Here is a 24,538-nt window from a genome sequence, read left to right on the forward strand (position 1 = left end):
CGTGACGCGACACCTGGCCGCCTGGCTGCTGGCCGGCGTGGTGCCCTGCGCCGGCGCCGCGCTGCCGCCGCTGCCCGCGGGCATCGTCGACCCGGCGCAGGGCGCGTCGGTGTCGGGCATCTCCTCGGGCGGCTACATGGCGGTGCAACTGCACTTTGCCCACGCCGAGACCTTCACGCAGGGCGTGGGCGTGGTGGCCGGTGGCCCTCTGGGCTGCGCCGAAGGGGACGTGGCCAAGGCGCTGGGCCGCTGCATGGCCCATGAGCAGCCGATTCCGGTGGAGGCCCTGGTCCAGCGCGCCCGCAGCGCGGCGCAGCAGGGCCAGCTGGCCCCGCTGAGCCAGGTGGGGGCGGGCCGGGTCTACCTGTTCAGCGGCACACGCGACGAGACCGTGCGCCCCGGCGTGATGGACGACCTGCGCAGCTTCTACCGCGCCTTCGTGCCCGCCGAGCGCCTGCGCGAACGGCGCGACGTGCCCGCCGGCCACAGCTTCGTCACCGAGGATTTCGGGCCGACCTGCGCCGCCGAGTCGGCCAACTTCATGAACGACTGCGATGTCGACCTGGCCGGCGAACTGCTGGGCCACCTGGTGGGCAGCGGTCAGGCCCGGCCGCCGCGGCCCCGGGTGGAGGGCACGCCCGCGGCGCAGGCCTTCGACCAGCGCGCCTTCGTCACCGGCCACGGCCTGGCCGCCGAAGGCCGCGTCTTTGTCCCGGCCGACTGCAGCCGCGAGCGGCCCTGCGGCCTGCACGTGGCGCTGCACGGCTGCCGGCAATCGGTGGGCGCGATCGGCAGCGACTTCGTCGACCACGCCGGCTTCAACCGCTGGGCCGCCAGCAACCGGCTGGTGGTGCTGTACCCGCAGACCGAGTCCTCGTCGCCGGGCAACCCGCGTGGCTGCTGGGACTGGTGGGGCCACGACGACGCCCGCTACGCCACCCGCCAGGGCCCGCAGGTGCGCGCGGTGATGGCCATGGTGCACCGGCTGCAGGGTGCGCCGGCCGATGCGCCGGTGGCCGCCTGCATCACCGCCAGCAACTGGACCCACTACTGGGCCGACCGCGCCACCACCGACGGCTTCGGCGGCGTGCGCGCCGCGGGCAGCGGCGAGTCGCTGGGCTGGTGGTGGCAGACCACCACGCTGCGCGAATGGCCGGCCGGCCAGTTCCGCCGCGGGAGCTGCGACTGATGCTGGAAACCCGCGGCCTGACCATCCGCTTTGGCGGCCACGTGGCGGTGGACCAGGTGAGCTGTGCCTTCGCGCCGGGCACGCTGACCGCGATCGTCGGCCCCAACGGCGCCGGCAAGACCACCTACTTCAACCTGATCAGCGGCCAGCTGCCGGCCAGCGCCGGCCAGGTGCTGCTCGACGACATGGACATCAGCGGCCTCTCGGCGCCGCAGCGCACCCGCCGTGGCCTGGGCCGTGCCTTCCAGCTGACCCAGTTGTTCCCGGGCTTGAGCGTGCAGGAGAACGTGCGCCTGGCGGTGCAGGCGCGCCATGGTGGCGGCCTGAACCTGTGGCAGGTCTGGCGCGACCGCCGTGACTGGCTGGAGGAGACCCGCGAGCTGCTGGCCGCGGTGCGACTGCTCGATCGCCGCGACGCGCTGGCCGCCAGCCTGTCGCACGGCGACCAGCGCAAGCTCGAGGTGGCGCTGCTGATGGCCCTGGACCCGCGCGTCTACATGTTCGACGAACCCACGGCCGGCATGAGCCTGGACGAGGCGCCGGTGGTGCTCGACCTGATCCGCGCACTGAAGGCGCGCCAGGACCGCGTGATCCTGCTGGTCGAGCACAAGATGGACGTGGTGCGCGAACTGGCCGACCGCATCGTCGTGCTGCACCAGGGCGCGCTGGTGGCCGACGGCGAGCCCGCCGCCGTGATCGCCTCGGATGTCGTGCAGCAGGCCTACCTGGGCACGGCACCCACCGGAGACAGCGCATGACGGCCTTGCTGCAACTGGACGGGGTGCACACCCACATCGGCGCGTACCACATCCTGCATGGCGTGGACCTGGCGGTGCCCGAAGGCGAGGTGACGATGCTGCTGGGCCGCAACGGCGCTGGCAAGACCACCACGCTGCGCACCATCATGGGCCTGTGGCCGGCCAGCGCCGGCCGCGTGGCCTTCCGCGGCCAGACCATTGGCGGCCCGGGCTCGGCCTTCGCCACGCCCGACATCGCCCGCGCCGGCATCGCCTACGTGCCCGAAAGCATGGGCATCTTCAGCGACCTGACGGTGCGCGAGAACATGCTGCTGGCCGCCCGCGCCGCGCGCCGCGAGGCCGAGCTCGACCGCGCCCGTCTCGACTGGATCTTCGGCTTCTTCCCGGCGCTGCACAAGTTCTGGCTCTACCCGGCCGGCAAGCTCAGCGGCGGCCAGAAGCAGATGCTGGCGGTGGCCCGCGCCATCATCGAGCCGCGTGCGCTGCTGCTGATCGATGAGCCCAGCAAGGGCCTGGCGCCGGCCATCGTGCAGAACCTGGTGCAGTGCCTGGCCGAGCTGAAGCGCGAGCGCACCACCATCCTGCTGGTCGAGCAGAACGTGATGATGGCCCGCGCCCTGGGCGACCAGGTGGCGGTGATGGACGACGGCCGCGTGGTCCACACCGGCCGCATGGCCGACCTCGCCGCCGATGCCGGGCTGCAGCAGCGCCTGCTGGGCCTGTCGCTGGGAGCGCACGCATGAGCCAGGCACCGTCGGCCGGCGCGGCCATTCCGAAGGCGCAGTTCGACACCCGCCCGCTGTGGCTGCTGGCCGCGGTGATGGCCGCCGGCGCGGCGCTGGTGGGCAGCGGCAGCACCTGGCTCACGCTCACCGTGGCCGGGCTGGCGATGGGGCTGATCGTCTTCATCATCGCCTCGGGCCTGACCCTGGTCTTCGGGCTGATGGACGTGCTGAACTTCGGCCACGGCGTGTTCATCGCGGTGGGTGCGTTCGTGGCCACCAGCGTGATGGGCGGCATGGCCGACTGGACGGGCTCGGCCTCGCTGGGCGCCAACCTGGTGGCGGTGGGCGCGGCCATGGCGGTGGCGATGGCGGTGGCCGGTGCGATCGGTCTGGTCTTCGAGCGGCTGATCGTGCGGCCGGTCTACGGCCAGCACCTCAAGCAGATCCTGATCACGATGGGCGGCATGATCATCGGTGAGGAGCTGATCAAGGTGATCTGGGGCCCGGCGCAGATCCCGCTGCCGCTGCCTGAAGCCTTGCGCGGTGCCCTCCTGCTGGGTGATGCGGCGGTCGAGCGCTACCGGCTGCTGGCGGTGGTGATCGGGCTGGGCGTGTTCGCGCTGCTGGCCTGGGTGCTGGGCCGCACCAAACTGGGCCTGCTGATCCGCGCCGGCGTGCAGGACCGCGAGATGGTCGAGGCGCTGGGCTACCGCGTGCGGCACCTGTTCCTGGGCGTGTTTGTCGCCGGCTCGGCGCTGGCCGGCCTGGGCGGCGTGCTGTGGGGCCTGTACCAGCAGAGTGTGGTGCCGCAGATCGGCGCGCAGGTCAACACGCTGATCTTCATCGTCATCATCATCGGCGGCCTGGGCAGCACGCTGGGCAGCTTCGTCGGCGCGCTGCTGGTGGGCCTGGTGGCCAATTACCTGGGCTTCGTCGCGCCCAAGGCGGCGCTGTTCTCCAACATCGCGCTGATGATGGCCGTGCTGCTGTGGCGGCCGCAGGGCCTGTACCCGGTGGGAGGGCGCTGAGACCATGCTGATCGACCGCCTGCTGAGTGCCGATCCGCCGCGCAGCCGCCTGCTGGCCGTGCTGCTGCTGGCCACCGTGCTGGGCCTGGCCTGCGCGCCCTTCCTGTTCCCGGGTGCCAAGGCGCTGGGCGTGGCCGCGAAGATGCTGGTCTTCATCCTTCTGGTGGCCAGCTACGACCTGCTGCTGGGCTACACCGGCATCGTCAGCTTTGCCCACACCATGTTCTTCGGCATTGGCGCCTATGGCGTGGCCGTCGCCGCCACGCGCCTGGGCGGCGAGGCCGGCGTGGGCTTCGGCGCGCTGCTCATGGGCCTGGCCGGCGCGCTGGGGCTGTCGCTGCTGCTGGGTCTGCTGATCGGCCTGTTCAGCCTGCGTGTCAAGGCCATCTTCTTCGCCATGATCACGCTGGCGGTGGCAGCGGCCTTCCAGGGCCTGGCCTCGCAGCTGAGTGAGCTCACCGGCGGCGAGGACGGCCTGAGCTTCTCGGTGCCCGAGGTGCTGACCCCGGCCTTCGAACCCTTCGAGGCCCCGGTGCTGGGCCGCATGATCGATGGCCAGGTGATCACCTACTACCTGCTCTTCGGCGTCGTGCTGCTGGTCTTCCTGGCGCTGCTGCGGGTGGTCAATTCGCCCTTCGGCCGCGTGCTGCAGGCGATCCGCGAGAACGACTTCCGCGCCGAGGCCATCGGCTACCGCAGCGCGGTCTACCGCACCGGCTCGACCCTGGTGTCGGCGCTGGTGGCCACGCTGGCTGGTGCGCTGCTGGCGCTGTGGCTGCGCTACACCGGGCCGGACACCACGCTGAGCTTCGAGATCATGCTCGACGTGCTGCTGATCGTGGTGATCGGCGGCATGGGCACGATGTACGGCGCGGTGCTGGGCTCGGTGCTCTTCGTCTTCGCGCAGAACTACCTGCAGGAAGGCCTGCGCTGGATGGGCGGCGAGGGCGGCTGGCTGGCCGAGGTGCCGGTGCTGGGCGCGCTGGTGTCGCCGGACCGCTGGCTGCTCTGGCTGGGCCTGGGCTTCGTGCTGTGCGTGTACCACTTCCCCACCGGCCTGGTGGGGCGTTTGCGGGCCCGGTCGAACACCGGGCCTTCCCCAGCCGACCACTGACCCGGTGGTTCGGATTCCGATGACCAGCCGTCGACACAACGAGGAGACTGCCGTGCATTTGCATCGATCGAGACAACACCTGGTCCTGGCCGTGCTGGCCCTGCTGGGCGCCAACGCCGCGCAGGCGGCCACCCCGCCCAATCGCCTGCCTGGCGCGGTGCGCGGGCCGGTGATCGAAACCGTCTACGACGGCGTCAGCAACGACCTGCTGACCGCCGGTCTGGGCAAGACCGGTCTGATGGGCGGCACGCCCGCCTATGTCAACCCGGCCGCACCCACCGCCGCCGAGTTGCGCCGCAACGCCATCTACGTCAACTACCGTGCGCTGGTCGACTACACCGCCGGCGGCGGCATGGGCGTGTTCTACGGTCCCAACATCGACATCCACGGCCAGGACACGCTGGGCGAAGGCAAGGTGCCCGGCCGCGAATACATCGCCTGGTCCGACGACGGCAGCGGCCAGCGCAACGTGACGCTGATGGTGCAGCTGCCCGACAGCTTCAACCCGGCCGCGCCATGCATCGTCAGCGCCACCTCGTCAGGCTCACGCGGCGTGTATGGCGCGATCGCCACCGCGGGTGAGTGGGGCCTCAAGCGCGGTTGCGCGGTGGCCTACACCGACAAGGGCACCGGCAACGGCCTGCACGACCTGGTCAGCGGCGTCGTGATGGCCCGCGATGGCACGCTGCTCAACGCCGCCACCGCCGGCACCGAGGCCCTCTTCCAGGCCCAGCTGACCGAGGAGCAGCGCGCCGCGTTCAATGCCGCCACGCCCAACCGTGTGGCCTACAAGCATGCGCATTCGCAGCGCAACCCCGAGAAGGACTGGGGTCGCCACACGCTGGACGCGATCCGCCTGGCCTTCTGGGCGATCAATGAGCGCTACGGCGCGCCGGACGCCCGGCAGCCGGGCCGGCGCCTGGCCACGATCACGCCAGAGCAGACCCTGGTCATCGCCTCCAGCGTCTCCAACGGCGGCGGCGCGGCGCTGGCGGCTGCCGAGCAGGACAAGGACGGCCTGATCGACGGCGTGGCCGTCAGCGAACCCAATGCCACGCCACGCAACGCGCGCAAGCTGCAGATCCGCCAGGGCGCGCTGCAGGCCAGCGTGCTGGGCCGGCCGCTGGTGGACTACTTCACCTTCGCCAACGTCTACCAGCCCTGCGCGCTGCTGTCCTCGCAGGCCGGGTTGTCGCTGAGCGCAGCGTTCTGGCCGGCCGCCTTCACCACCATCGCCCAGCTGCGCTGCGGGGCGCTGGCGGCCAAGGGCCTGGTCAGCGGCGCCACGCTGGCCGAGCAGGCCGACGATGCGCTGGCCCGGATGCTGGCCTACGGCTGGCAGCCGGAGAGCAACTTCCTGCAGCAGTCGCACTTCCGCTTCGCCACCAACTCGATCGCCTTCACCTACGTGAACGCGGCCGGCCGCTTCAGCGTGCTGGACAGCGTTTGCGGCTACAGCCTGGCCAACACCGACGCCAACGGCAACCCGACGGCCCAGCTGCCGGTGGTGCAGGCGGGCATCTTCGCCAGCGGCAACGGCGTGCCGCCGACCAGCGGCGTCAACATCGTCTACAACCCGTCGGTGGGCGGGGCCAAGCTGGACTTCGTGGCGATCTCGCCGTCGACCAGCCAGTTCGACTTCGCGCTCGATGGCGCGCTGTGCCTGCGCTCGCTGGCCACCGGCGTCGACGCTGTCACCGGTGCGCCCTTGGCGGGTGAGCTGCTGGCCCAGTCGCAGCGGGTGCAGGCCGGCGTCAGCGAGGTGCTGCTCAAGGCGCGCCTGCAGGGCAAGCCCACGCTGATCGTCGCGGGCCGCAATGATGCGCTGCTGCCGGGCAACCACACCGCGCGCGCCTACTACGGCGCCAACCAGCTGAAGGAAGGCGCCGGCAGCACCCGGCTGATCGAGGTGACCAACGCGCAGCACTTCGACGGCTTCATCGCCTTCGGCGCGCTGATGGGCTACGACACCCGCTTCATTCCGCTGCACGTCTACTTCAACCGCGCGATGGACGCGATGTGGGACCACCTGAAGCACGGCACGGCGCTGCCGCCCAGCCAGGTGGTGCGCACCGTGCCGCGCGGCGGCGTCAGCGGTGCCGCGCCGGCGCTGACGGCCGCCAACGTGCCGCCGATCGCCGCTGCCCCGCTGGCCGGCGATCTGATCACGATGGACGGTCCGACCCTGACGATCCCGGAGTGAGGCCACAGGAGCCGCGATGTCGCACACCTCGAACTACCTGCGCTGCCTGGACCGCGAGATCCACTACACCGAGTGGGGCGCGGCGCAGGCCGACGTGGTGATCGCCTGGCATGGCCTGGCGCGCACCGGGCGCGACATGGACGACATCGCGGCCCACCTGTCCACCCGCTGGCGGGTGATCTGCCCCGACACGATCGGCCGCGGCCTGAGCCAGTGGAGCCCGGACCCCGGGGCCGAGTACTGCCTGGACTTCTATGTGCGCCTGGCCGAATCGCTGTTGGACCAGCTGGGCGTGCGGCAGTGCCTGTGGCTGGGCACCTCGATGGGGGGCGCGATCGGCCTGCGCGGCGCGGCGGGTCGCCTGCGTGGCCGGATCGGCCGGCTGGTGCTCAACGACATGGGGCCGGAGATCGCGGCGTCCGCGGTCGAGCGCATCCGCACCTACGCCGGCAGCCCGGCCAGCTTTGCCACCGTGGGCGAGCTGGAGCAGTACTTCCGCACCATCTACGCCCCCTATGGCTGGCTCAGCGATGCCCAGTGGCGCCGCCTGACCGAGACCAGCGTGCGCCGCCTGCCCGACGGCCGTGTGACGCCGCACTACGACCCGCAGATGGTGCGCCAGTTCATCGACCACCCCGCCGACTACGACCAGTGGCCGCAGTGGGACAGCCTGGACATTCCGGTGCTGTGCCTGCGCGGCGAGCACTCGGATCTGCTGGAAGCGCCGGTGGCCGAGCAGATGCGCCAGCGCGGCCCGCGCGCCACGGTGGTCACGGTGCCGGGCTGCGGGCATGCGCCGGCGCTCAATGTGCCGGCCCAGTTCGCGTGGGTCGATGACTTCCTGACGACACCCTGAGGCCGCCGCTCAGCGGGCCACTGCGCCCACCGAGTCAAGGCGTCGCAACAGCACGCCGTGAAACTGTCCCTGGGCATTGCGCGCCCATGCGATGACATGGCCGGCGTCGTTGATGCCTCGGGCCGCCATCAGCCGCCACTGGGCCTGCTGCGCCGCCGGCAGCAGCTTGGCCAGCCACCACATCTGGCCGCCGCTGTACAGGAAAGGTCCGGAACGGCCGGCCAGCGCGCGGTCACCCACCACCTCGCCTGCGGCATTGATGCTGTAGGCATAACTGCGGGCGCCATGGCGGCTCTCCAGGTCGGTGGTGACACCGTCGCGGTGGAGGTAGGCATGGGTCTGGAAATAGTGCGGACCCACCTGTGAGCTGCCGACCACCCAGCCCTGGCGGTTGATCGCCAGGGCCAGCGTGGACAGGCTGCCCGGCAGGCCGAAGGTCTCCTTCAGCACGCCGTCCTGCCACAGCGCGCCGTACTGCCCTTGCACCCCATCGATGGTCTGCCTGACGATGCCGGCCACCTGGCCTGCATCGTTGATCGCCCAGGCGACGCTGGGCAGGTCGGGCTGCGGCACCGGCAGGTCCTGCCACTGGCCGTCGTCCATCAGGAAGGCGCGGTCAGGCTGCATCAGCTGCGAGCGTCGCCCCACCACCTGGCCCTGGCTGTTGATGCCGTGGGCCGAGGCGCTGCCTTCGGGCGGCGCATGCAGCGTGGTGCTGCCGGCCTGATGGATGAAGATCCGGCTGCTCGCGCGCCCCAGCATCAGCTCGCCGGTGACATGGCCGGCATCGCTGATCGCGGATGCATGGCCGCTGCGGTACGGAGGGTCGCCGTGCTGGATCAGGCGCTGAGCCCGGCCGTTGACAAATCGCACGGGGTAGCCGGCACCGTCGGTCTGTTCAGCCATGCCGACGATGTCATCCGTGCTGTTGATGGCCCGCGCATCGCTCTGAACACCTTGGCGCAGGGTGCCCAGGTCCACCAGCTCATAGCGGGGCGCCTTCGCCCATGCGCCCGCCGAGGCCACCAGGAGCAGCAGGGCTGCGAACAATCTCATGTTTCGTCTCCTTGGTGGCCTCAGTGCGCACGCCGCTAATGTGGTGCGTCGGTGGCCTGCTGTGCATCCCTATGCTGTCCAGGGGCCGTGCGCAGGCACGCCCGGGTGCCCCCCTTGCCTTCGGGGGAGGGGGCATGGCCACGTTGAACAGCCCCTGGCCCGGCAGCGACAATCGGCGCAGCAGGAGCCCGTCATGCCCTTCGTCGATCCATCCCACCCTTGCCGGCGAGCCCCGGCCCGCGTCGCCGCCGTCCTGCGCATGGTCGAGGTGTGCGTCTGAATGCGTCCGACAGCCGGTGGGCCGCCGCCGCGGTGGTGCTGGCGGCGCTGGGGGGCGGTCTGCTGTGGCGCCTGGATGACGCGCAACGCCGCGAGGCCTTCGACACCCAGGCCCGCATCGCCCACCGCCTGCTGAGCCAGCATGCGCTGCAGATGGAGGCGGTGCTGGCCACGCTGACCCTGGTGGCCACCGGCCCCGAGCAGGCCGACGCCGCGCGCCGCCTGCCGGCGCTGCTGCCCGCGGTGCGCAGCGTGCAGCAGCGCACCGATCCGCAACCCTGGCCCGATGCCCGGCTGCAGGCCGCCGAGCAGGCCTCGCGCGAGACGCGCCGGGCGGTGCTGGTGCGCCTGGAGACTGCCGCGCCGCGCGCGCTGCTGCTGCGCGCCGGCCAGCCCAGCAGTTATGCGCTGGAAGTCGACCTGTCGCAACCGCTGCGCGAGGCCGACTGGCCCGTGGCGCCGGGCTCGGCGGTGTCGGTGGCCCTGGTCCCGGCCGACCGTCCGCTGGTGTGGCTGCAGCAGGGCCGATCGCCGGCCACGGTGCTGGGCCGCTACGAGGCGCGCAAGCACCTGGCCGCCGACAGCCTGCCGGTGGATGTGGTGCTGCAGCAGCCCTGGAGCTGGGCCGAGCTGCCCTGGCTGGCCTGGGCCCTGTGGACGCTGCTGTGTGCCGCGGCGATGCTGCTGGTGCGCGCCGGCTGGCGCCAGCGCCAGGCCCGCCGCCGCGCCGAGGAGTGGCTGCGCCTGGGTCAGGTGGCCCGGCTGAACACGCTGGGCGAACTGGCGGCGGGCATGGCCCATGAGCTGAACCAGCCGCTGACCGCGGTGCTGGCCAACACCCAGGCGGCCGGCCGCCTGCTGGACGAGGACCCGCCCGAGCTGAGCACCGCGCGCCAGGCGATGACCCAGGCCGCCGCCCAGGCGCGCCGCGCCAGCGAGGTGCTGTCCCGCTTGCGCCAGGCCCTGGCGCGGCCCGACGAGCCACCGCCCAGCAGCAGCTTGCGCCTGGACGCGGCGGCGCGCGCGGCGCTGGACCTGCTGGCCCCCGAGGCCCAGGCGCTGGGGGTGCGCCCGCAGTTACAGGTGGCTCCCAGCGCGGCCGCGGTGCGGGCCGATCCAGTCGCGGTGGAGCAGATCCTGCACAACCTGTTGCGCAATGCGCTGCAGGCCCTGGCCGCGGTGCCGACCGACGAACGCCGGCTGACGGTGCAGGTCGAGGCCGATGCCCGCAGCGGCCACCTCAGCGTGATCGACAGCGGCGAGGGCCTGGCGCCCGAGGTCGCGGCCCGCCTGTTCCAGCCCTTTGTCAGCACCCGCGAGGGCGGTCTGGGCCTGGGCCTGAGCCTCAGTGAATCGCTGGCGCAGGCCCAGGGCGGCGCGTTGACGCTGCTGCCGCTGGCCGAACGCGGGGCCGGCTTCCGGCTCAGCCTGCCCCGGGCCGAGGCCGCCTGATGCACACGCCGCTGATCCACCTGGTCGACGACGACGCCGCGGTGCGCGATGGCCTGGCGCTGCTGATCGGCACCGTGGGCCTGCGCGTGCAGACCTGGGACGACCCGCAGGCCTTCATCACGGGCTTTGACCGCCAGGCCATCGGCGCCATCGTGCTGGACGTGCGCATGCCCGGGCTGGGCGGCATCGCGGTGCTGGAGCGCCTGCAGGCCGAAGGCGTGGACCAGCCGGTGGTGATGCTCACCGGCCACGGCACGGTGGCGCTGTGCCGGCGCGCCTTCAAGAGCGGCGCGGCCGAGTTCCTGGAGAAGCCGGTCGACGACGAGCTGCTGCTCGACACCCTGCAGCAGGCGGTGCGCCAGCATGTACGCTCGCGCGAGCGCCACGCCGCCGATCGCGAGGCCCGCGCCCGCCACGCCCAGCTGTCGCCGCGCGAGCAGGAGGTGCTGGGCCTGATCATCGAAGGCCTGACCAACAAGGAGATCGGCCGTGCGCTGGGCCTGTCGCCGCGCACCGTCGAGACCCACCGCGCCCACCTCTTCGCCAAGCTGGAGGCCGAGTCGCTGGCCCAGCTGATCCGGCGCTATGCCCGGCTGGTCGAGGAGGGCGACAGCGCTCCGTAGTTCTACGGAGCAGCGCGCGTAGCCGGCCGAATGGCCGCCGCCGCCCCGGCTTCCTACAGTGAGGGCACGGTCCAACGAGGACCGCCACCTCAGGAGAATCCGATGCTGTCCACCCCCCGTCTCACCCTGGTCGCGCTGGCCCTGTGCGCCACCGCCGCACACGCTGAACTGCGCACCGAAAAGGCCCTGACGCTGTCGCTGGCCAACCAGATCGCCGCTGCGGGCGTGGCCGCCTGCCAGGCCAATGGCTACGCGGTGACCGTCACCGTGGTCGACCGTGCCGGCGGCGTGCGTGTCGTGCAGCGCGCCGACAACGCCGGCGCCCACACGCTGGAAGCCAGCCGCGCCAAGGCCTGGACCTCGGCCTCGGCCAAGAACACCACGCTGGCGATGATGGAGAACGCGCAGAAGAACCCGGCGGCCGCCAACCTGGTCAACATCCCCGGCTTCCTGCTGCTGGGCGGCGGCGTGCCGATCAAGGCCGGCAACGAGGTGGTCGGTGCGGTGGGCATCGGCGGTGCGCCGGGCGGCCACCTGGACGAGCAGTGCGCGATGGCCGCGTTGGACCAGGTCAAGGCGCAGCTGCAGTGAAACGCCGCGCCTTCGGCCTGGGTCTGGCCGCGCTGGCGCTGACGGCGCGCGCCCAGACCGCCCCCACACCCGCCGAGATCGGCCGCTACGGCGGCCTGCACGCCGCGGCGTGGCGGGGCGACCTGGCGCGCATCGACGCCCTGGCCGATCAGGTGCGCCTGAACCCGCGCGACGAGCACGGCCGCACGCCCGTGCATGTGGCCGCCTTCGCTGGCCAGCGCGAGGCCTTGCGCCGCCTGGCCCGACACGGCGCCGACCTGCAGCTGCTGGAACACGACCGCTACGACGCGGTGACCATCGCCGCCGTCGCCGACGACGAAGAGACCCTGCGCACCCTGCTGGCGCTGGGCGCGTCCGCGCGCCAGGTGACCAGCCGCTACGACGGCACCGCGCTGATCGCCGCCGCCCATCTGGGCCACGACGGCGTGGTGCGCCAGCTGATCGCCGCGGGCGCGCCGCTGGACCATGTCAACAACCTGCACTGGACCGCGCTGATCGAGGCGGTGGTGCTGGGCGACGGCGGACCGCGCCACCAGGCCACGGTCCAGGCCCTGCTGTCCGCCGGTGCGGACACCCGGCTGAGCGACCGCGCTGGCCGCACACCGCTAGCGCTGGCGCGCGAGCGGGGCTACGGCGCGATGGTGGCCCTGCTGGAGAAGCGCTGAGCCTCAGCGCTGGAAGCGCCCGTCCTCGGTGACGATCGACAGGTCCACGTAGTCCAGGCCGCTGTGGTCAGCCGGGCTGTAGCCCAGCTCCAGCCCGCCCAGGTCCAGGCGCTGCAGGCCGTTCAGGGCGTCGGCCAGGCTCTGCCGCGTGGGGGTGCGACCGGCGCGGCGCAGGCCCTCGACCAGCACCTTGGCGGCGGCGAAGCCCTCCACCATCGCCGGCGTCAGCGCCAGGCCCCTGGCCTTGGCCAGCGCCTGGGCTTCCTTGATCATCGGCACCGCGATCGAGCGCTCGGACGGAAACACCTGGCTGACGATCACGCCGCGCGCCAGCTCGCCCAGCTGCTTGACGAAGCCGGCCGACGCATTGTTCGACAGCGTGACCATTTGCGCCTTCGAGCCGGCCGCGCGCAGCGCCTTCATCGCGTCCACCACGGCGGTGCCCGAGCCGATGAACAGCACCGCCTGCGGCTCGGCCTTGACCAGCGCCGGAATCAAGGCCGTGAAGTCGGGCTTGCTGCGGTCATAACGCTGGTGGCTGACCGGGCTCAGGCTGGCGGCCTTCAGGCCTTTCAGTGCACCCTGGACGGCGTCGTCGCCGAAGCTGTCGTCCACCTGCACGATGCCGATCTGGCGCACGCCGATCTGGGTCAGGTGGGTGATCGCGCGCTCGGCCTCGCGCTGGTAGGTGGCGCGCACATTGAACAGCCAGGGGTGTACCGGCTGGTGCAGCACCATCGCCCCGGTGGACGGCGCGATCAGCGGAATCCGCGCTTCAGTCAGCAGCGGCATCAGCGCCTGGGTGTGCGGTGTGCCGCGGTTCAGGAACAGTGCCAGCACGCCCTGGTCGATCAGCTGGCGTGCGTTGGCCACCGCCTGCGGCACCTCGAAACGGTCGTCCAGGCTGATCAGCTCGATCGGCTGGCCCTGCACGCCGCCCTGGCGGTTCACCGCTTCGATCCAGAGCATCGCGCCCTGGCGGGTCTCGGCCACGGTGGCCGCCACCGCGCCGCTCAGGCCAACGGTCTGGCCGATCTTCCACTGCGCCTGCGCGCCCAGGCTGACGCCCAGCGCCAGCAGCGCCACCCCAGCGGCTGAACGCCACCTCTGGCGGACTCGTGCACCCATCGACTGCCTCGTGCTCTCATGGCCCTAGTGGGCGGCCATTTTCGCGCGGACCTCGGGGTCTTTCAGGTGGACATCGCGTATCGGGTTGACCCTGAGCGGGCTCAGCGCACGCGCCAGCCGCCGCGCAACTCGTAGCCGCCACGGGCCGCAGGCTCCCAGCGGCGCGGCTCATAGTGCCAGCCGTGGCGTGGTGCTTCCCAACGGCCGCCTACCCAGACATGGCGGCCGCCCACCCAGTTCCAGTAGCCGCCAATCCAGATGGCACCGGGGAAGGGAATGGCAGGCACCACCTCGTACTGGGGCGGCGGGGGCGCCATCGGGGCCATCACGACCGGGCCGGATTCGTACACCGGCGGGCCGCCATAGGCCGGCCGGTGCGCCGGCACGACCACGCAGGCGGGCAGGGCCAGCAGGACGAGCAGGCTCGATCCGGCCAGCAGGCGGCGCCCGAAGGCGCTGGACATGGACGTGTTCATGAGCTATCAACCCCTGAGAGGCCCTGGCGGATGACAAGCACTCGCGTCGGTGTTGCCCATTCTCGCCGGAGCGGTTCGCGCGGCGGGCGGAAGTCGCTGCGTGCCGTCCCGGCGCACGGTGATCCGATCGAGCCGCGTCCGGAACCCCGGGCGCCAGCCGGTCCGGGCGCCTCTGCCCTGACGAGGCCGGGCTGACAGGGGCAGCAAGCCGGCGGCACCCTGGCAGCAGGGACCACGCCTTTGTGCCAACATGGCGGGTTCTGCGTGCTTCCAGACCCTTCCATGTCGTCCGGCCTGATCGAGATCCGTGGTGCCCGCCAGCACAACCTGAAGAACCTGGACCTGGACATCCGCACCGGTGAGCTGACGGTGGTGACCGGGCCCAGCGGCTCGGGCAAGTCCAGCCTGGTCTTCGACACGCTCTATGCCGAGGGCCAGCGGCGCTATGTCGAGACCTTCTCGGCCTACGCCCGCCAGTTCCTGGACCGCATGGACCGGCCGGCGGTGGACAAGGTCGAGGGCGTGCCGCCGGCCATCGCGATCGACCAGACCAACCCGGTGCGCACCAGCCGCTCCACGGTCGGCACGATGACCGAGCTGAACGACCACCTGAAGCTGCTGTTTGCCCGCGCTGGTCAACTGTTCGACCGTCAGACCGCCCTGCCGGTGCGGCACGACAACGCCGAGACCATCCATGCCGACCTGGCGGCCCGCGCGGCGGCGGCGGGCGATCCGCGGCTGGTCATCACCTTCCCGGTGGAGTTGCCGGCCAACACCAGCGCCGAGGAGGTGGAGCAGTGGTTGCAGGCCAGCGGCTTCTCACGGGTGCAGGCCGAGCGGGTGGTCGACGGCAAGAAACTGCTGGATGTGGTGGCCGATCGCTTCCGTTTCAGCAATGCTGAGCGGGTGCGGGTGATGGAGGCCATCGAGCTGGGCCTGAAGCGCGGCCAGGGCCGGCTCAGCGTCTACGCGCTGGCTGACGAGGGCGAACCCACGCTGTGGAAGTACAGCACCGGCCTGCACTGCCCCGAAAGCGATCTGCGCTATGGTGACCCGCAGCCGGCGCTGTTCAGCTTCAACTCGGCCTACGGCGCCTGCGAGACCTGCCGCGGCTTCGGCCGCGTGATCGGCGTCGACTTCGGCCTGGTCATCCCTGACCACCGCAAGACCCTGCGCAACGGCGCGATCAAGCCGATGCAGACGCCGGCCTGGCAGGAGTGCCAGGACGACCTGGTCAAGTACGCCGGCGAGGCCGGCATTCCGCGTGACACCGCCTGGAACCAGCTGACCGAGGCGCAGCGGCAATGGGTGATCGAGGGCTCGCCGAACTGGAACGGCAACTGGAACAAGCAGTGGTACGGCGTGCGCCGCTTCTTCGAGTACCTGGAGAGCAAGGCCTACAAGATGCACATCCGCGTGCTCTTGTCCAAGTACCGCAGCTACACGCCCTGCACCGCCTGCGGCGGCGCGCGGCTGAAACTGGAGTCGCTGCTGTGGCGCATCGGTGAGAAGGACGATGCCGACGCGGTGCTGCCGCCCCCGCAGCGCATGCTGCCGCAGGGCGCGGCCTGGTCGCGCGCGCAGCTGGAGGCGCTGCCGGGCCTGAACCTGCACGACCTGATGCTGCTGCCGATCGAGCGCCTGAAGCGCTTCTTCGACGGTATCCACCTTCAGGAGGGCTTCCTCGACGAAGCGCTGAAACTGCTGCTGGATGAGATCCGCACGCGGCTGCGCTACCTGTGCGACGTGGGCCTGGGCTACCTGACGCTGGACCGCCAGAGCCGCACGCTCAGCGGCGGCGAGGTGCAGCGCATCAACCTGACCACCGCGCTGGGCACCTCGCTGGTCAACACGCTGTTCGTGCTGGACGAGCCCAGCATCGGCCTGCATCCGCGCGACATGAACCGTATCGTGCAGGCCATGCAGCGCCTGCGCGACGCCGGCAACACGCTGGTGGTGGTCGAGCACGACCCGGCGGTGATGCTGGCCGCCGACCGCCTGATCGACATGGGCCCGGGGCCGGGCGAGAAGGGCGGGCAGATCGTCTTCGACGGCAGCCCCCAAGCCGCCCGCTCGGCCGACACGCTGACCGGCGCCTACCTGGGCGCGCGCAAGAGCGTGGGCATGGGCTTCAAGCGCTTCGTGGACGAGGCCACACCGCGGCTGATCCTGGAAGGCGCGCGCCAGAACAACCTGAAGAACGTGACGGTCGAGTTCCCGCTGCAGCGGCTGACCGTGGTCACCGGGGTCTCGGGCTCGGGCAAGAGCACGCTGGTGCAGGACATCCTGGTGCCGGCGCTGCTGCGCCACTTCGGCCAGGCCACCGACGCGCCCGGCGCGCATGACCGCCTGCTGGGCGCCGACCACCTGGCCGATGCGGTCTTCGTTGACCAGAGCCCGATCGGCAAGACCGCGCGCTCCAACCCGGCCAGCTATGTGGGTGCGTTTGACGAGATCCGCAAGCTCTTCGCCGTGGCCCCGCTGGCGCAGGAGCGGCGCTACACCGCCGGCATGTTCAGCTTCAACGCGGGGGATGGGCGCTGCCCGACCTGCGGCGGCTCGGGCTTCGAGCATGTCGAGATGCAGTTCCTGTCGGACGTGTACCTGCGCTGCCCGGACTGCGACGGCCGCCGCTACCGCGCCGAGATCCTGGAAGTGCTGATCACCCGCGGCGACCGGCGGCTGAGCATCGCCGATGTGCTGGACCTGACCGTCAGCGAGGCGGTGCAGTGCTTCGCCAAGGACCGCGAGGTGCTGCGCGCGCTGCAGCCCATCGTCGATGTCGGCCTGGACTATGTGCGCCTGGGCCAGCCGGTGCCCACGCTCTCGGGCGGCGAGGCGCAGCGCCTGAAGCTGGCCGGCTTCCTGGCCGAGGCGGCGGCCAGCCCGCGCCAGGCGGTGGCCAAGAAGGGCACGCTGTTCGTCTTCGACGAGCCCACCACCGGCCTGCACTTCGACGACATCGCCAAGCTGATGCGCGCGCTGCGCAAGCTGCTGGACGCCGGCCACTCGCTGCTGGTGATCGAGCACAACCTGGATGTGATCCGCGCTGCCGACTGGCTGATCGACCTGGGCCCCGAGGGCGGCGACGGTGGCGGCCAGCTGGTGGCCGCGGGCACGCCGGATGACCTGCGCGCCCACCCGAGCTCGCACACCGGCGCCGCGCTGCGCGACTACGACGGCGCGCTGGGCGTGGCCGAGAAGACCGTGGCGTCGGACACCGATTCCGGCCGCTACCTGGGACGGGCGGTACGGGACGAGGCGATCCGCATCGTCAATGCGCGCGAGCACAACCTGAAATCGCTGGACGTGGACATCCCGCGCGGCAAGTTCACGGTGGTGACCGGGGTGTCGGGCTCGGGCAAGAGCACGCTGGCCTTCGACATCCTGTTCAACGAGGGACAGCGGCGCTACCTGGAATCGCTCAACGCCTATGCGCGCTCGATCGTGCAGCCGGCGGGGCGGCCGGAGGTGGACGCGGTGTGGGGCATCCCGCCCACCGTGGCGATCGAGCAGCGGCTGTCGCGCGGCGGGCGCAAGTCCACCGTGGCCACCACCACCGAGGTCTGGCACTTCCTGCGCCTGCTGTGGGTCAAGCTGGGCCTGCAGCACTGCGTGCACGACGGCGCGCCGGTGCGGCCGCAAAGCGCCGAGAGCATCGCCGCGCAGCTGCTGCGCGACCACGCCGGCCAGCATGTGGGCCTGCTGGCGCCGCTGGTGGTGAACCGCAAGGGCATCTACAACGACCTGGCCAAGTGGGCCAAGGCGCGTGGCCACAGCCACCTGCGCGTGGACGGCGAGTTCCTGCCCACCGACCCCTGGCCCAAGCTCGACCGCTTCAAGGAGCACACCATCGAGCTGCCGGTGGGCGACCTGGTGGTCTCGGCCGCCACCGAGCCCGAGCTGCGCGCGCTGCTGGCCGAGGCGCTGGAGGCCGGCAAGGGTGTGATGCACCTGCTGGCGCCGCTGGACGGCCTGGCCGAGCGGCTGGAGGCCGGCCAGCCCACCACCGGCCTGGGGCAGCTGAAGGTGTTCTCCACCAAGCGCGCCTGCCCGCAGTGCGGCACCAGCTACCCCGAGCTGGACCCGCGCCTGTTCAGCTACAACAGCAAGCACGGCTGGTGCAGCACCTGCGTGGGCACCGGTCTGACACTGACGCGTGAGCAGCGCCAGGCCTTTGATGATTCGGTGCGCAACGACGACGACAAGGGCCGAGAGCGGCGCTTTCCCAGTGACGAACCCGAGGTGGAAGGCCTGGCCGGCGAGCCCTGCCCCGACTGCCACGGCGCCCGCCTGAACCCGGTGGCGCGCGGCGTCACCTTTGCCGAGCGCACCATCCACGACGTGGCCGCTGGCTCGGTGCGCGAGGCCCGCGCCTGGATCGACGGCCTCACGCTCACCGGCCGCGATGCCGGCATCGCCCGCGACGTCATCACCGAGATCCGCAGCCGCCTGGAGTTCCTGGAAGAAGTGGGCCTGGGCTACCTGACGCTGGACCGCGCCGCGCCCACGCTCAGCGGCGGCGAGGCCCAGCGCATCCGCCTGGCCGCGCAGCTGGGCAGCCACCTGCAGGGCGTCTGCTATGTGCTGGACGAGCCCACCATCGGCCTGCACCCGCGCGACAACGGCATCCTGCTGGGCGCGCTCAAGAAATTGGGCGACGCCGGCAACACGCTGGTCGTGGTGGAGCACGACGAAGACACGATCCGCCGCGCCGACCATGTGATCGACATCGGCCCCGGCGCCGGCAAGCGCGGCGGCCGCCTGGTGGCGCAGGGCGCGCCGTCCGAGCTGGCCGCGCACCCCGATTCACTCACCGGCCGCTGCCTGGCCTCGCCGCTGAAGCACCCGCTGCAGGCGCGTCGTCCGGTGGATGGACAGACGCCAGCGATGGCGCTGCGCGGTGCGTCGCTGCACAACCTGCAGCAGGTGGACGTGGACGTGCCGCTGGGCCGGCTGGTGGCGGTGACCGGTGTGTCGGGCTCGGGCAAGAGCACGCTGGCGCGCGACGTGCTGCTGGCCAATGTGGCGGCGCTGGTGGCGGCCAAGGGCCGTAAGCCCGACGAGGCCGCGGCCTCCAGCGTGATGCTCAGCGGCTGTGCCAGCCTCAGTGGCTGGGGCGGTGTGGACCGCGTGCTGGAGGTGGACCAGACCCCGATCGGCAAGACCCCGCGCTCCTGCCCGGCCACCTACATCGGCTTCTGGGACAGCATCCGCAAGCTCTTCACGGAAACGCTGGAGGCCAAGGCGCGCGGCTACGCCGCCGGGCGCTTCTCGTTCAACACCGGCCAGGGCCGCTGCCCGGCCTGTGAAGGGCAGGGGATGCGCACCATCGAGATGAGTTTCTTGCCCGATGTCAAGGTTCCCTGCGATGTCTGCCACGGCCAGCGCTTCAACCCCGAGACCCTGGCCGTCACCTGGCGCGGCAAGAGCATCGGCGACGTGCTGCGCATGGAGGTCGACGAGGCGGTGGAGTTCTTCGCCAGCATGCCCGCCATCGCCCACCCGTTGCAGCTGCTGAAGGATGTCGGCCTGGGCTACCTGACACTGGGCCAGCCCAGCCCCACGCTCAGCGGTGGCGAGGCGCAGCGCATCAAGCTGGTCACCGAGCTGTCCAAGGTACGCGACGACGTCACCCGCCGCGGCCAGAAGGCCCCGCACACGCTGTATGTGCTGGACGAGCCCACGGTGGGCCTGCACATGGCCGATGTCGAGAAGCTGATCCATGTGCTGCACCGCCTGGTCGACGGCGGCCACAGCGTGGTGGTGATCGAGCACGATCTGGACGTGGTGGCCGAGGCCGACTGGGTGCTGGACCTGGGTCCGGAGGGCGGCAGTGCCGGCGGGCGCGTGGTCTGCGCCGGCCCGCCCGAGCGCCTGGTGTCGGCCGGCACCCACACCGGCCACGCGTTGGCGCCTGTGCTCGCGCGCTGATGTGGTGAAACGCGGGCGCGCAGGCACAATCAGTGCAACGCGTCCGCCACCATGACTGCCCGCCTCGTCTTCCCACGCCGACGTGTCTGCCTGGCGGCGGCCCTGGCGGCGCTGGCCCCCCTGTCGGCCTGCCGTTCCGGCCCGCAGGGTCCGCTGCGCCTGGGCTGCCACCCCTGGCCCGGCTATGAGCTGTTCTTCCTGGCGCGCGACCTGGGCGATTGGCCGGCCGACGCGGTGCACCTGGTCGAGATGCCCTCGGCCAGCTCCAGCCTGCGCGGCCTGGGCACCCAGTCCTTGCACGCGGCAGGCCTCACGCTTGACGAAGTGCTGAGCGCGCGCGCCCGCGGCATGGATCTGCGGGTGGTGGGTGTGCTGGATGTCTCGATGGGCGCCGATGTCGTTCTGGCGCGCAGTCATCTGGGCTCGGTGGCGGCGCTGGCTGGACAGCGCGTGGGGGTCGAGGCCTCGGCGGTGGGCGCGGTCATGCTGGACGCCATGCTGTCCCGCCACGGCATGCGGGTCAGCGACGTCCGGATCATTCCCCTGGACGTTGACCAGCACGAAGCCGCCTGGCGTGAGCGGCGCATCGACGCCCTGGTCACCTACGACCCCACCGCCGGTCGCCTGCTCGCCGAGGGTGCCCGTCCGCTGTTCAGCAGTGCCGAGGTCCCCGGCTCCATCGTCGACGTACTGGCCGTCCAGGCCGACGTGCTGGAGCCCCGGGCGACCCAGATCCGAGCGGCCTTGAGGGCCCACTTCGGCGCCCTGGCTGCGCTGCGGCAGACGCCGCAGCAGCACCTGCCGCTGATCGCCCGCCGGCTGGGCATCAGCGCCGGTGAGCTCGAGGCCAGCCTGGCGCGGCTGGAACTGCCAGGGGTGGCCGACAACCACGCCTGGCTGCGTCCCGGTGGCCGGCTGCAGGACAGCGCCGATCGCCTGCGCCAGGTCATGGTCCGGGCCGGCCTGCTGGCCAACCCACCCGGCCTGGAGTTGCTGGGCAGCGCCGATTTCCTGCCAGCCGGAGGGGCGGCATGAGGCCCGATCTGAACTCGCTGCGCTGGCGCCTGGCGGCGCTGGTCGGGGTGGTCATGCTGGTCGCGCTGGCTGCGCTGCAATGGATGCACTACCGGCGTGATGCCGCCCAGCTGCAGACCGAGCTGCTGCAGCGCGCGCGCCACCAGCTGACCCTGATCGTCGTGGCTTCCGAGCGCATGGCGGCGCTCGACCCTTCACTGCTGCGCGAGGTGCTGGCCCATGCGGCGTCCGACACCATGGTGTCGCAGGCGGCGGTGATCGGGCCGACGATGCAGGTCGTGGCGTCCAGCCGCCCGAGCGACGTGGGTCAGGCCGCTGACCGCCTGCCCGACCTGCACCCCGAGTGGCTGCAGGGCCTGCACAGCGGCAGCGCCTCGCGGGTGATTGAGCTGGACCAGCCGCGCCGCGTGCTGCTGGTGCATGCCTTCGAGTGGCCCGCCGAGGCCGGCCAGCTGCGCACCGGCCGGCAGGGCCTGGTGATGCTGCAGTACACGCTGGCCGGGCCGCTGCAGCAGCTCAGCGAAGACTCCTGGGAGCGCCTGGGCTGGCAGGCCGCGGTGTTCCTGCTGGCCGCGCTGGTGCTGTGGATCCTGGTCGAGGCCTGGGTGGCGCGGCCCCTGGCGGCCATGGGCCAGGCGGCCAAGGCGATCGGCGAGGGCGACCTGGGCCGGCGCCTGCCGCCGCAGCGCACCCTGGAGCTCTCGCGCATGGCCGAGAGCATCAACCGCATGGCGGCTGACCTGGCGCTGCGCGTGCAGCAGGTGCAGACCAGCGAACACCGGCTGCGCACGCTGATCGACGCTGCCCCCGAGGCGGTGCTGAGCGTGGCCGCCGACGGCCGCATCACGCAGTTCAATGCCGCCGCCGAGCGGCTGTTCGGCTGGACCGCCGCCGAGCTGCTGGGCCAGCCGCTGGACCGCCTGCTGCCACCCGACGTGCGCCAGGGCCACGCGGCCCTGGTGGCGCTGGGCACCCAGGAAGGCGCCGGCGTGCGCACCATGGGGGCCGACCGCCGTGTGCGTGGCCTGTGCCGCGACGGCCGCTACGTGGACCTCAACGTGTCGCTGTCGCGCGTCCAGGTCGATGGCCAGTGGCACTCCACCGCGGTGATCCGCGACATCACCGAGCGCCTGGCCGCCGAGGCCGAGCTGTCGCGCTACCGCCACCAGCTTGAGGACCTGGTGCAGGAGCGCACCCAGGCGCTGGAGCGCTCACGCGACGAGGCCGAGGCCGCGACCCGCTCGAAGAGCGAGTTCCTGGCCAACATGAGCCACGAGATCCGCACGCCGATGAACGCGATCATCGGCCTGGCCTACCTGGCCCGGCGCGACGCCAATCCGCAGCAGGCCGCCCACCTCGAACGCATCGGCACCGCCGCGCGGCATCTGCTGGCCATCCTCAACGACATCCTCGACTTCTCCAAGATCGAAGCCGGCAAGCTCACGCTCGCCACGCGCGATTTCGACGTCGACGACATGGTCGACCAGGCCAGCCAGCTGGTCTGCGAGCGCGCCATGGCCAAGGGCGTGGAGGTGGTGCAGCGCATCGACCCCACGCTGCCCAGCCACCTGCGCGGCGACGACCTGCGCCTGGGCCAGGTGCTGGTCAACCTGATCGGCAACGCGATCAAGTTCACCGAGCGCGGCCATGTCCGGGTGAACCTGTCGCGCCTGCAGTCGGCCGACGGCCGGCCGCTGGTGCGCTTCGAGGTGCGCGACACCGGCATCGGCATGGACGCCGCGCAGCAGCAGCGCGTCTTCCAGCCCTTCGAGCAGGCCGATGGCTCCACCACCCGGCGCTTCGGCGGCACCGGGCTGGGCCTGTCGATCAGCCGCCGGCTGGTCGAGATGATGGGCGGTACGCTGCGTGTGGAGAGCCGCCCGGGGCAGGGCAGCCGCTTCTGGTTCGACCTGCCGCTGGAGCCGGCCCAGTCGCCGCAGCCGGGCCGTCGCGCCGTGGCCCGCTTCATGGGCACGCGCGCCCTGGTGGTGGATGACCTGGAGGACGCCCGCCTGGCCCTGGTCGAGATGCTCGAGATGCTGGGCCTGCGCGCCGATGCGGTGTCCGGCGGCGAGCAGGCCCTGAAGCGCCTGTCTGCGGCCGAAACCGAGGGCGACCCCTACGAGCTCTGCGTGCTGGACTGGCGCATGCCGGTGATGGATGGCGTCGAGACCGCGCGCCAGATCCGCGCGCTGCCGCTGCGGCAGCAGCCGGCCTTCCTGATGATCTCGGCCATGGGTGGTCAGGTGCCGCGCGACACGCTGGGCGCGGTCGGCTTCGCGGCCGTGCTGGTCAAGCCGATTTCGCCGTCGCAGCTGCACGACGCGCTGACGCGCGCGCTGCGGCGCGACCAGCGCGATGCCGCCACACCCCCGGAACCGGCCTGGCAGGCCAGTGCCCATGCCCGCGTGCTGCTGGTCGAGGACAACCCGCTCAACCGCGAGGTCAGTGCCCAGCTGCTCGAAACCCTGGGCCTGAACCCCGACCTGGCCCACGATGGCCAGATGGCGATCGAGCTGGCCAGCCAGGCCGCCTACGACCTGATCCTGATGGACGTGCAGATGCCCCAGGTGGACGGTCTGGAGGCCACGCGCCGCATCCGGCAGCTGCCCGGCCATGCGCGCACGCCGATCGTCGCGATGACCGCCAACGCCTTCCCCGAGGACCGCGAGCGCTGCCGCGCCGCGGGCATGGACGACTTCATCGCCAAGCCGGTCGAACCTGAGGCGCTGGGCGCCTTGCTGCGCCGCTGGCTGCCCGCGCCGCCGCCGCCCGCGGCGGCCCCGAGCGCCTGGCGCGGGCCGGCCATCCAGGGGCTGGACCTGGACCTGGCGCTGCGCCGGCTGGCCGGTCAGGGCGCGTTGCTGATGCGTTTGCTCGAGGTCTACGCCGACCACCACGCCGACGACGGCACGCGCCTGCTGAGTGCCTGGCGCGAGGGCCGGCTGGATCTGCTGGGCCAGGACCTGCACAGCCTGCGCGGCGCCCTGGGCAACCTGGGTGGTGAAGGCCTGATCGAACAGATCAGTCGCCTGGAAGCTGAGCTGGCGCGCGGCGTGCCGCCGCCCGAGGCCGAGATGCGCGCGCTGGCCACCGCGCTGGACGCGCTGGTGGGCCATATCCGCGACGCGCTGGCGCAGCGCTGAGCAGCGCGTCGCGCCAGGGCCTGGTTCAGGCCCGCCCTGAGCGGCGGCTGCGGGGCTGCAGCTTGTCCAGCTCGGCCAGCTGCTGGCGCAGCAGCAGCAGCAGGGTGCGGGCGTGCTCGACCGGCAGGCTCAGCACCGTGGACGGTGATTCATCGTCGCGCAGCTTGCGCGTCTGCACCAGCGCATCCACGCTGACCTCGATCAGGCCGTGGTCGTGGCGCATGGCCTTCAGGCGCTGGATCTCGATGTCATAAGGTTTCACAGGGGCAGACTCCGGGCG

18 protein-coding genes are annotated in these 24,538 nt (G+C 71.8%); 14 read left to right on the forward strand and 4 right to left on the reverse strand.

The window, feature by feature from the left end; translation table 11 throughout:
• Position 1 precedes the first annotated feature (1 nt).
• From KAK07_RS17710 to KAK07_RS17740, 7 genes are read left to right on the forward strand one after another with little or no spacing between them, the layout of a single operon-like run.
• Entirely contained in the window at positions 2–1,189 is a 1,188-nt protein-coding gene (locus tag KAK07_RS17710) for an extracellular catalytic domain type 2 short-chain-length polyhydroxyalkanoate depolymerase (RefSeq protein WP_210862189.1), read from the forward strand.
• The gene (locus tag KAK07_RS17715) at positions 1,189–1,947 is read left to right on the forward strand and encodes an ABC transporter ATP-binding protein (protein ID WP_210862192.1); all 759 of its coding nucleotides are present in this window, start codon (positions 1,189–1,191) and stop codon (positions 1,945–1,947) included. The genes KAK07_RS17710 and KAK07_RS17715 overlap by 1 nt, the downstream gene beginning before the upstream one ends.
• A complete protein-coding gene (locus KAK07_RS17720) occupies positions 1,944–2,690 on the forward strand; it encodes an ABC transporter ATP-binding protein (RefSeq protein ID WP_210862194.1) in 747 nt (248 codons plus the stop codon). The genes KAK07_RS17715 and KAK07_RS17720 overlap by 4 nt, the downstream gene beginning before the upstream one ends.
• Positions 2,687–3,700, forward strand: coding sequence for a branched-chain amino acid ABC transporter permease (locus KAK07_RS17725; RefSeq protein WP_210862196.1), 1,014 nt, complete (start codon positions 2,687–2,689; stop codon positions 3,698–3,700). Before KAK07_RS17720 ends, KAK07_RS17725 begins: the two co-directional genes overlap by 4 nt.
• Before the next feature lie 7 nt (positions 3,701–3,707).
• Positions 3,708–4,814 carry a branched-chain amino acid ABC transporter permease gene (locus KAK07_RS17730; RefSeq protein WP_210862433.1) on the forward strand — a complete coding sequence of 369 codons (1,107 nt, stop codon included), beginning with the start codon at positions 3,708–3,710 and terminating at the stop codon, positions 4,812–4,814.
• Between the two features lie 52 nt (positions 4,815–4,866).
• A complete protein-coding gene (locus KAK07_RS17735) occupies positions 4,867–7,017 on the forward strand; it encodes a D-(-)-3-hydroxybutyrate oligomer hydrolase (protein ID WP_310740747.1) in 2,151 nt (716 codons plus the stop codon).
• A gap of 16 nt (positions 7,018–7,033) precedes the next feature.
• Positions 7,034–7,873 (forward strand): alpha/beta fold hydrolase, encoded by an 840-nt coding sequence (locus KAK07_RS17740; RefSeq protein WP_210862200.1) that lies wholly within the window; start codon positions 7,034–7,036, stop codon positions 7,871–7,873.
• Positions 7,874–7,882: 9 nt separating this feature from the next.
• Here KAK07_RS17740 and KAK07_RS17745 read toward each other — a convergent pair whose 3' ends face one another.
• Positions 7,883–8,929: a DUF3466 family protein gene (locus KAK07_RS17745; protein ID WP_210862202.1), complete on the reverse strand. Its 1,047-nt coding sequence runs from the start codon at positions 8,927–8,929 to the stop codon at positions 7,883–7,885.
• Between the two features lie 270 nt (positions 8,930–9,199).
• On the opposite strand from KAK07_RS17745, the gene KAK07_RS17750 reads away from it, so the two are divergent.
• From KAK07_RS17750 to KAK07_RS17765, 4 genes are all read left to right on the forward strand, one after another.
• Positions 9,200–10,660: a sensor histidine kinase gene (locus KAK07_RS17750; protein ID WP_210862204.1), complete on the forward strand. Its 1,461-nt coding sequence runs from the start codon at positions 9,200–9,202 to the stop codon at positions 10,658–10,660.
• Complete coding sequence (locus KAK07_RS17755) at positions 10,660–11,283, forward strand: response regulator transcription factor (protein ID WP_210862205.1); 624 nt, start codon at positions 10,660–10,662, stop codon at positions 11,281–11,283. The genes KAK07_RS17750 and KAK07_RS17755 overlap by 1 nt, the downstream gene beginning before the upstream one ends.
• A 102-nt stretch (positions 11,284–11,385) precedes the next feature.
• Positions 11,386–11,874 (forward strand): GlcG/HbpS family heme-binding protein, encoded by a 489-nt coding sequence (locus KAK07_RS17760; RefSeq protein ID WP_210862207.1) that lies wholly within the window; start codon positions 11,386–11,388, stop codon positions 11,872–11,874.
• Entirely contained in the window at positions 11,871–12,539 is a 669-nt protein-coding gene (locus KAK07_RS17765; protein WP_210862209.1) for an ankyrin repeat domain-containing protein, read from the forward strand. Before KAK07_RS17760 ends, KAK07_RS17765 begins: the two co-directional genes overlap by 4 nt.
• Positions 12,540–12,542: 3 nt before the next feature.
• On the opposite strand, the gene KAK07_RS17770 is transcribed toward KAK07_RS17765, so the two are convergent.
• Positions 12,543–13,667: an ABC transporter substrate-binding protein gene (locus KAK07_RS17770; RefSeq protein WP_210862210.1), complete on the reverse strand. Its 1,125-nt coding sequence runs from the start codon at positions 13,665–13,667 to the stop codon at positions 12,543–12,545.
• 101 nt (positions 13,668–13,768) lie between these two features.
• Positions 13,769–14,143: a hypothetical protein gene (locus tag KAK07_RS17775; protein ID WP_247664429.1), complete on the reverse strand. Its 375-nt coding sequence runs from the start codon at positions 14,141–14,143 to the stop codon at positions 13,769–13,771.
• Positions 14,144–14,425: 282 nt separating this feature from the next.
• On the opposite strand from KAK07_RS17775, the gene uvrA reads away from it, so the two are divergent.
• The 3 genes from uvrA to KAK07_RS17790 are packed head-to-tail and all read left to right on the forward strand — an operon-like array spanning position 14,426 to position 24,258.
• Positions 14,426–20,077: an excinuclease ABC subunit UvrA gene (uvrA, locus tag KAK07_RS17780; protein WP_210862212.1), complete on the forward strand. Its 5,652-nt coding sequence runs from the start codon at positions 14,426–14,428 to the stop codon at positions 20,075–20,077.
• A gap of 51 nt (positions 20,078–20,128) precedes the next feature.
• A complete protein-coding gene (locus tag KAK07_RS17785; protein WP_210853402.1) occupies positions 20,129–21,112 on the forward strand; it encodes an ABC transporter substrate-binding protein in 984 nt (327 codons plus the stop codon).
• Positions 21,109–24,258 (forward strand): hybrid sensor histidine kinase/response regulator, encoded by a 3,150-nt coding sequence (locus tag KAK07_RS17790; RefSeq protein WP_210862214.1) that lies wholly within the window; start codon positions 21,109–21,111, stop codon positions 24,256–24,258. The genes KAK07_RS17785 and KAK07_RS17790 overlap by 4 nt, the downstream gene beginning before the upstream one ends.
• 25 nt (positions 24,259–24,283) lie before the next feature.
• On the opposite strand, the gene KAK07_RS17795 is transcribed toward KAK07_RS17790, so the two are convergent.
• On the reverse strand, positions 24,284–24,520 hold the full coding sequence (locus KAK07_RS17795) for a hypothetical protein (protein ID WP_210853398.1): 237 nt from the start codon (positions 24,518–24,520) through the stop codon (positions 24,284–24,286).
• Between the last annotated feature and the right edge of the window lie 18 nt (positions 24,521–24,538).

The organism is Ideonella alba (genome assembly GCF_018069875.1).
Taxonomy (GTDB): domain Bacteria; phylum Pseudomonadota; class Gammaproteobacteria; order Burkholderiales; family Burkholderiaceae_C; genus Ideonella; species Ideonella alba.

Excerpts from the sequence above, each read along its gene's own strand:
- KAK07_RS17755 (WP_210862205.1), top strand. The coding sequence starts at position 10,660 with ATGCACACGCCGCTGATCCACCTGGTCGACGACGACGCCGCGGTGCGC.
- KAK07_RS17725 (WP_210862196.1), top strand. The coding sequence starts at position 2,687 with ATGAGCCAGGCACCGTCGGCCGGCGCGGCCATTCCGAAGGCGCAGTTC.
- KAK07_RS17760 (WP_210862207.1), top strand. The coding sequence starts at position 11,386 with ATGCTGTCCACCCCCCGTCTCACCCTGGTCGCGCTGGCCCTGTGCGCC.
- KAK07_RS17745 (WP_210862202.1), bottom strand. The coding sequence starts at position 8,929 with ATGAGATTGTTCGCAGCCCTGCTGCTCCTGGTGGCCTCGGCGGGCGCA.
- KAK07_RS17770 (WP_210862210.1), bottom strand. The coding sequence starts at position 13,667 with ATGGGTGCACGAGTCCGCCAGAGGTGGCGTTCAGCCGCTGGGGTGGCG.
- KAK07_RS17720 (WP_210862194.1), top strand. The coding sequence starts at position 1,944 with ATGACGGCCTTGCTGCAACTGGACGGGGTGCACACCCACATCGGCGCG.
- KAK07_RS17715 (WP_210862192.1), top strand. The coding sequence starts at position 1,189 with ATGCTGGAAACCCGCGGCCTGACCATCCGCTTTGGCGGCCACGTGGCG.
- KAK07_RS17740 (WP_210862200.1), top strand. The coding sequence starts at position 7,034 with ATGTCGCACACCTCGAACTACCTGCGCTGCCTGGACCGCGAGATCCAC.
- uvrA (WP_210862212.1), top strand. The coding sequence starts at position 14,426 with ATGTCGTCCGGCCTGATCGAGATCCGTGGTGCCCGCCAGCACAACCTG.
- KAK07_RS17790 (WP_210862214.1), top strand. The coding sequence starts at position 21,109 with ATGAGGCCCGATCTGAACTCGCTGCGCTGGCGCCTGGCGGCGCTGGTC.
- KAK07_RS17785 (WP_210853402.1), top strand. The coding sequence starts at position 20,129 with ATGACTGCCCGCCTCGTCTTCCCACGCCGACGTGTCTGCCTGGCGGCG.
- KAK07_RS17775 (WP_247664429.1), bottom strand. The coding sequence starts at position 14,143 with ATGAACACGTCCATGTCCAGCGCCTTCGGGCGCCGCCTGCTGGCCGGA.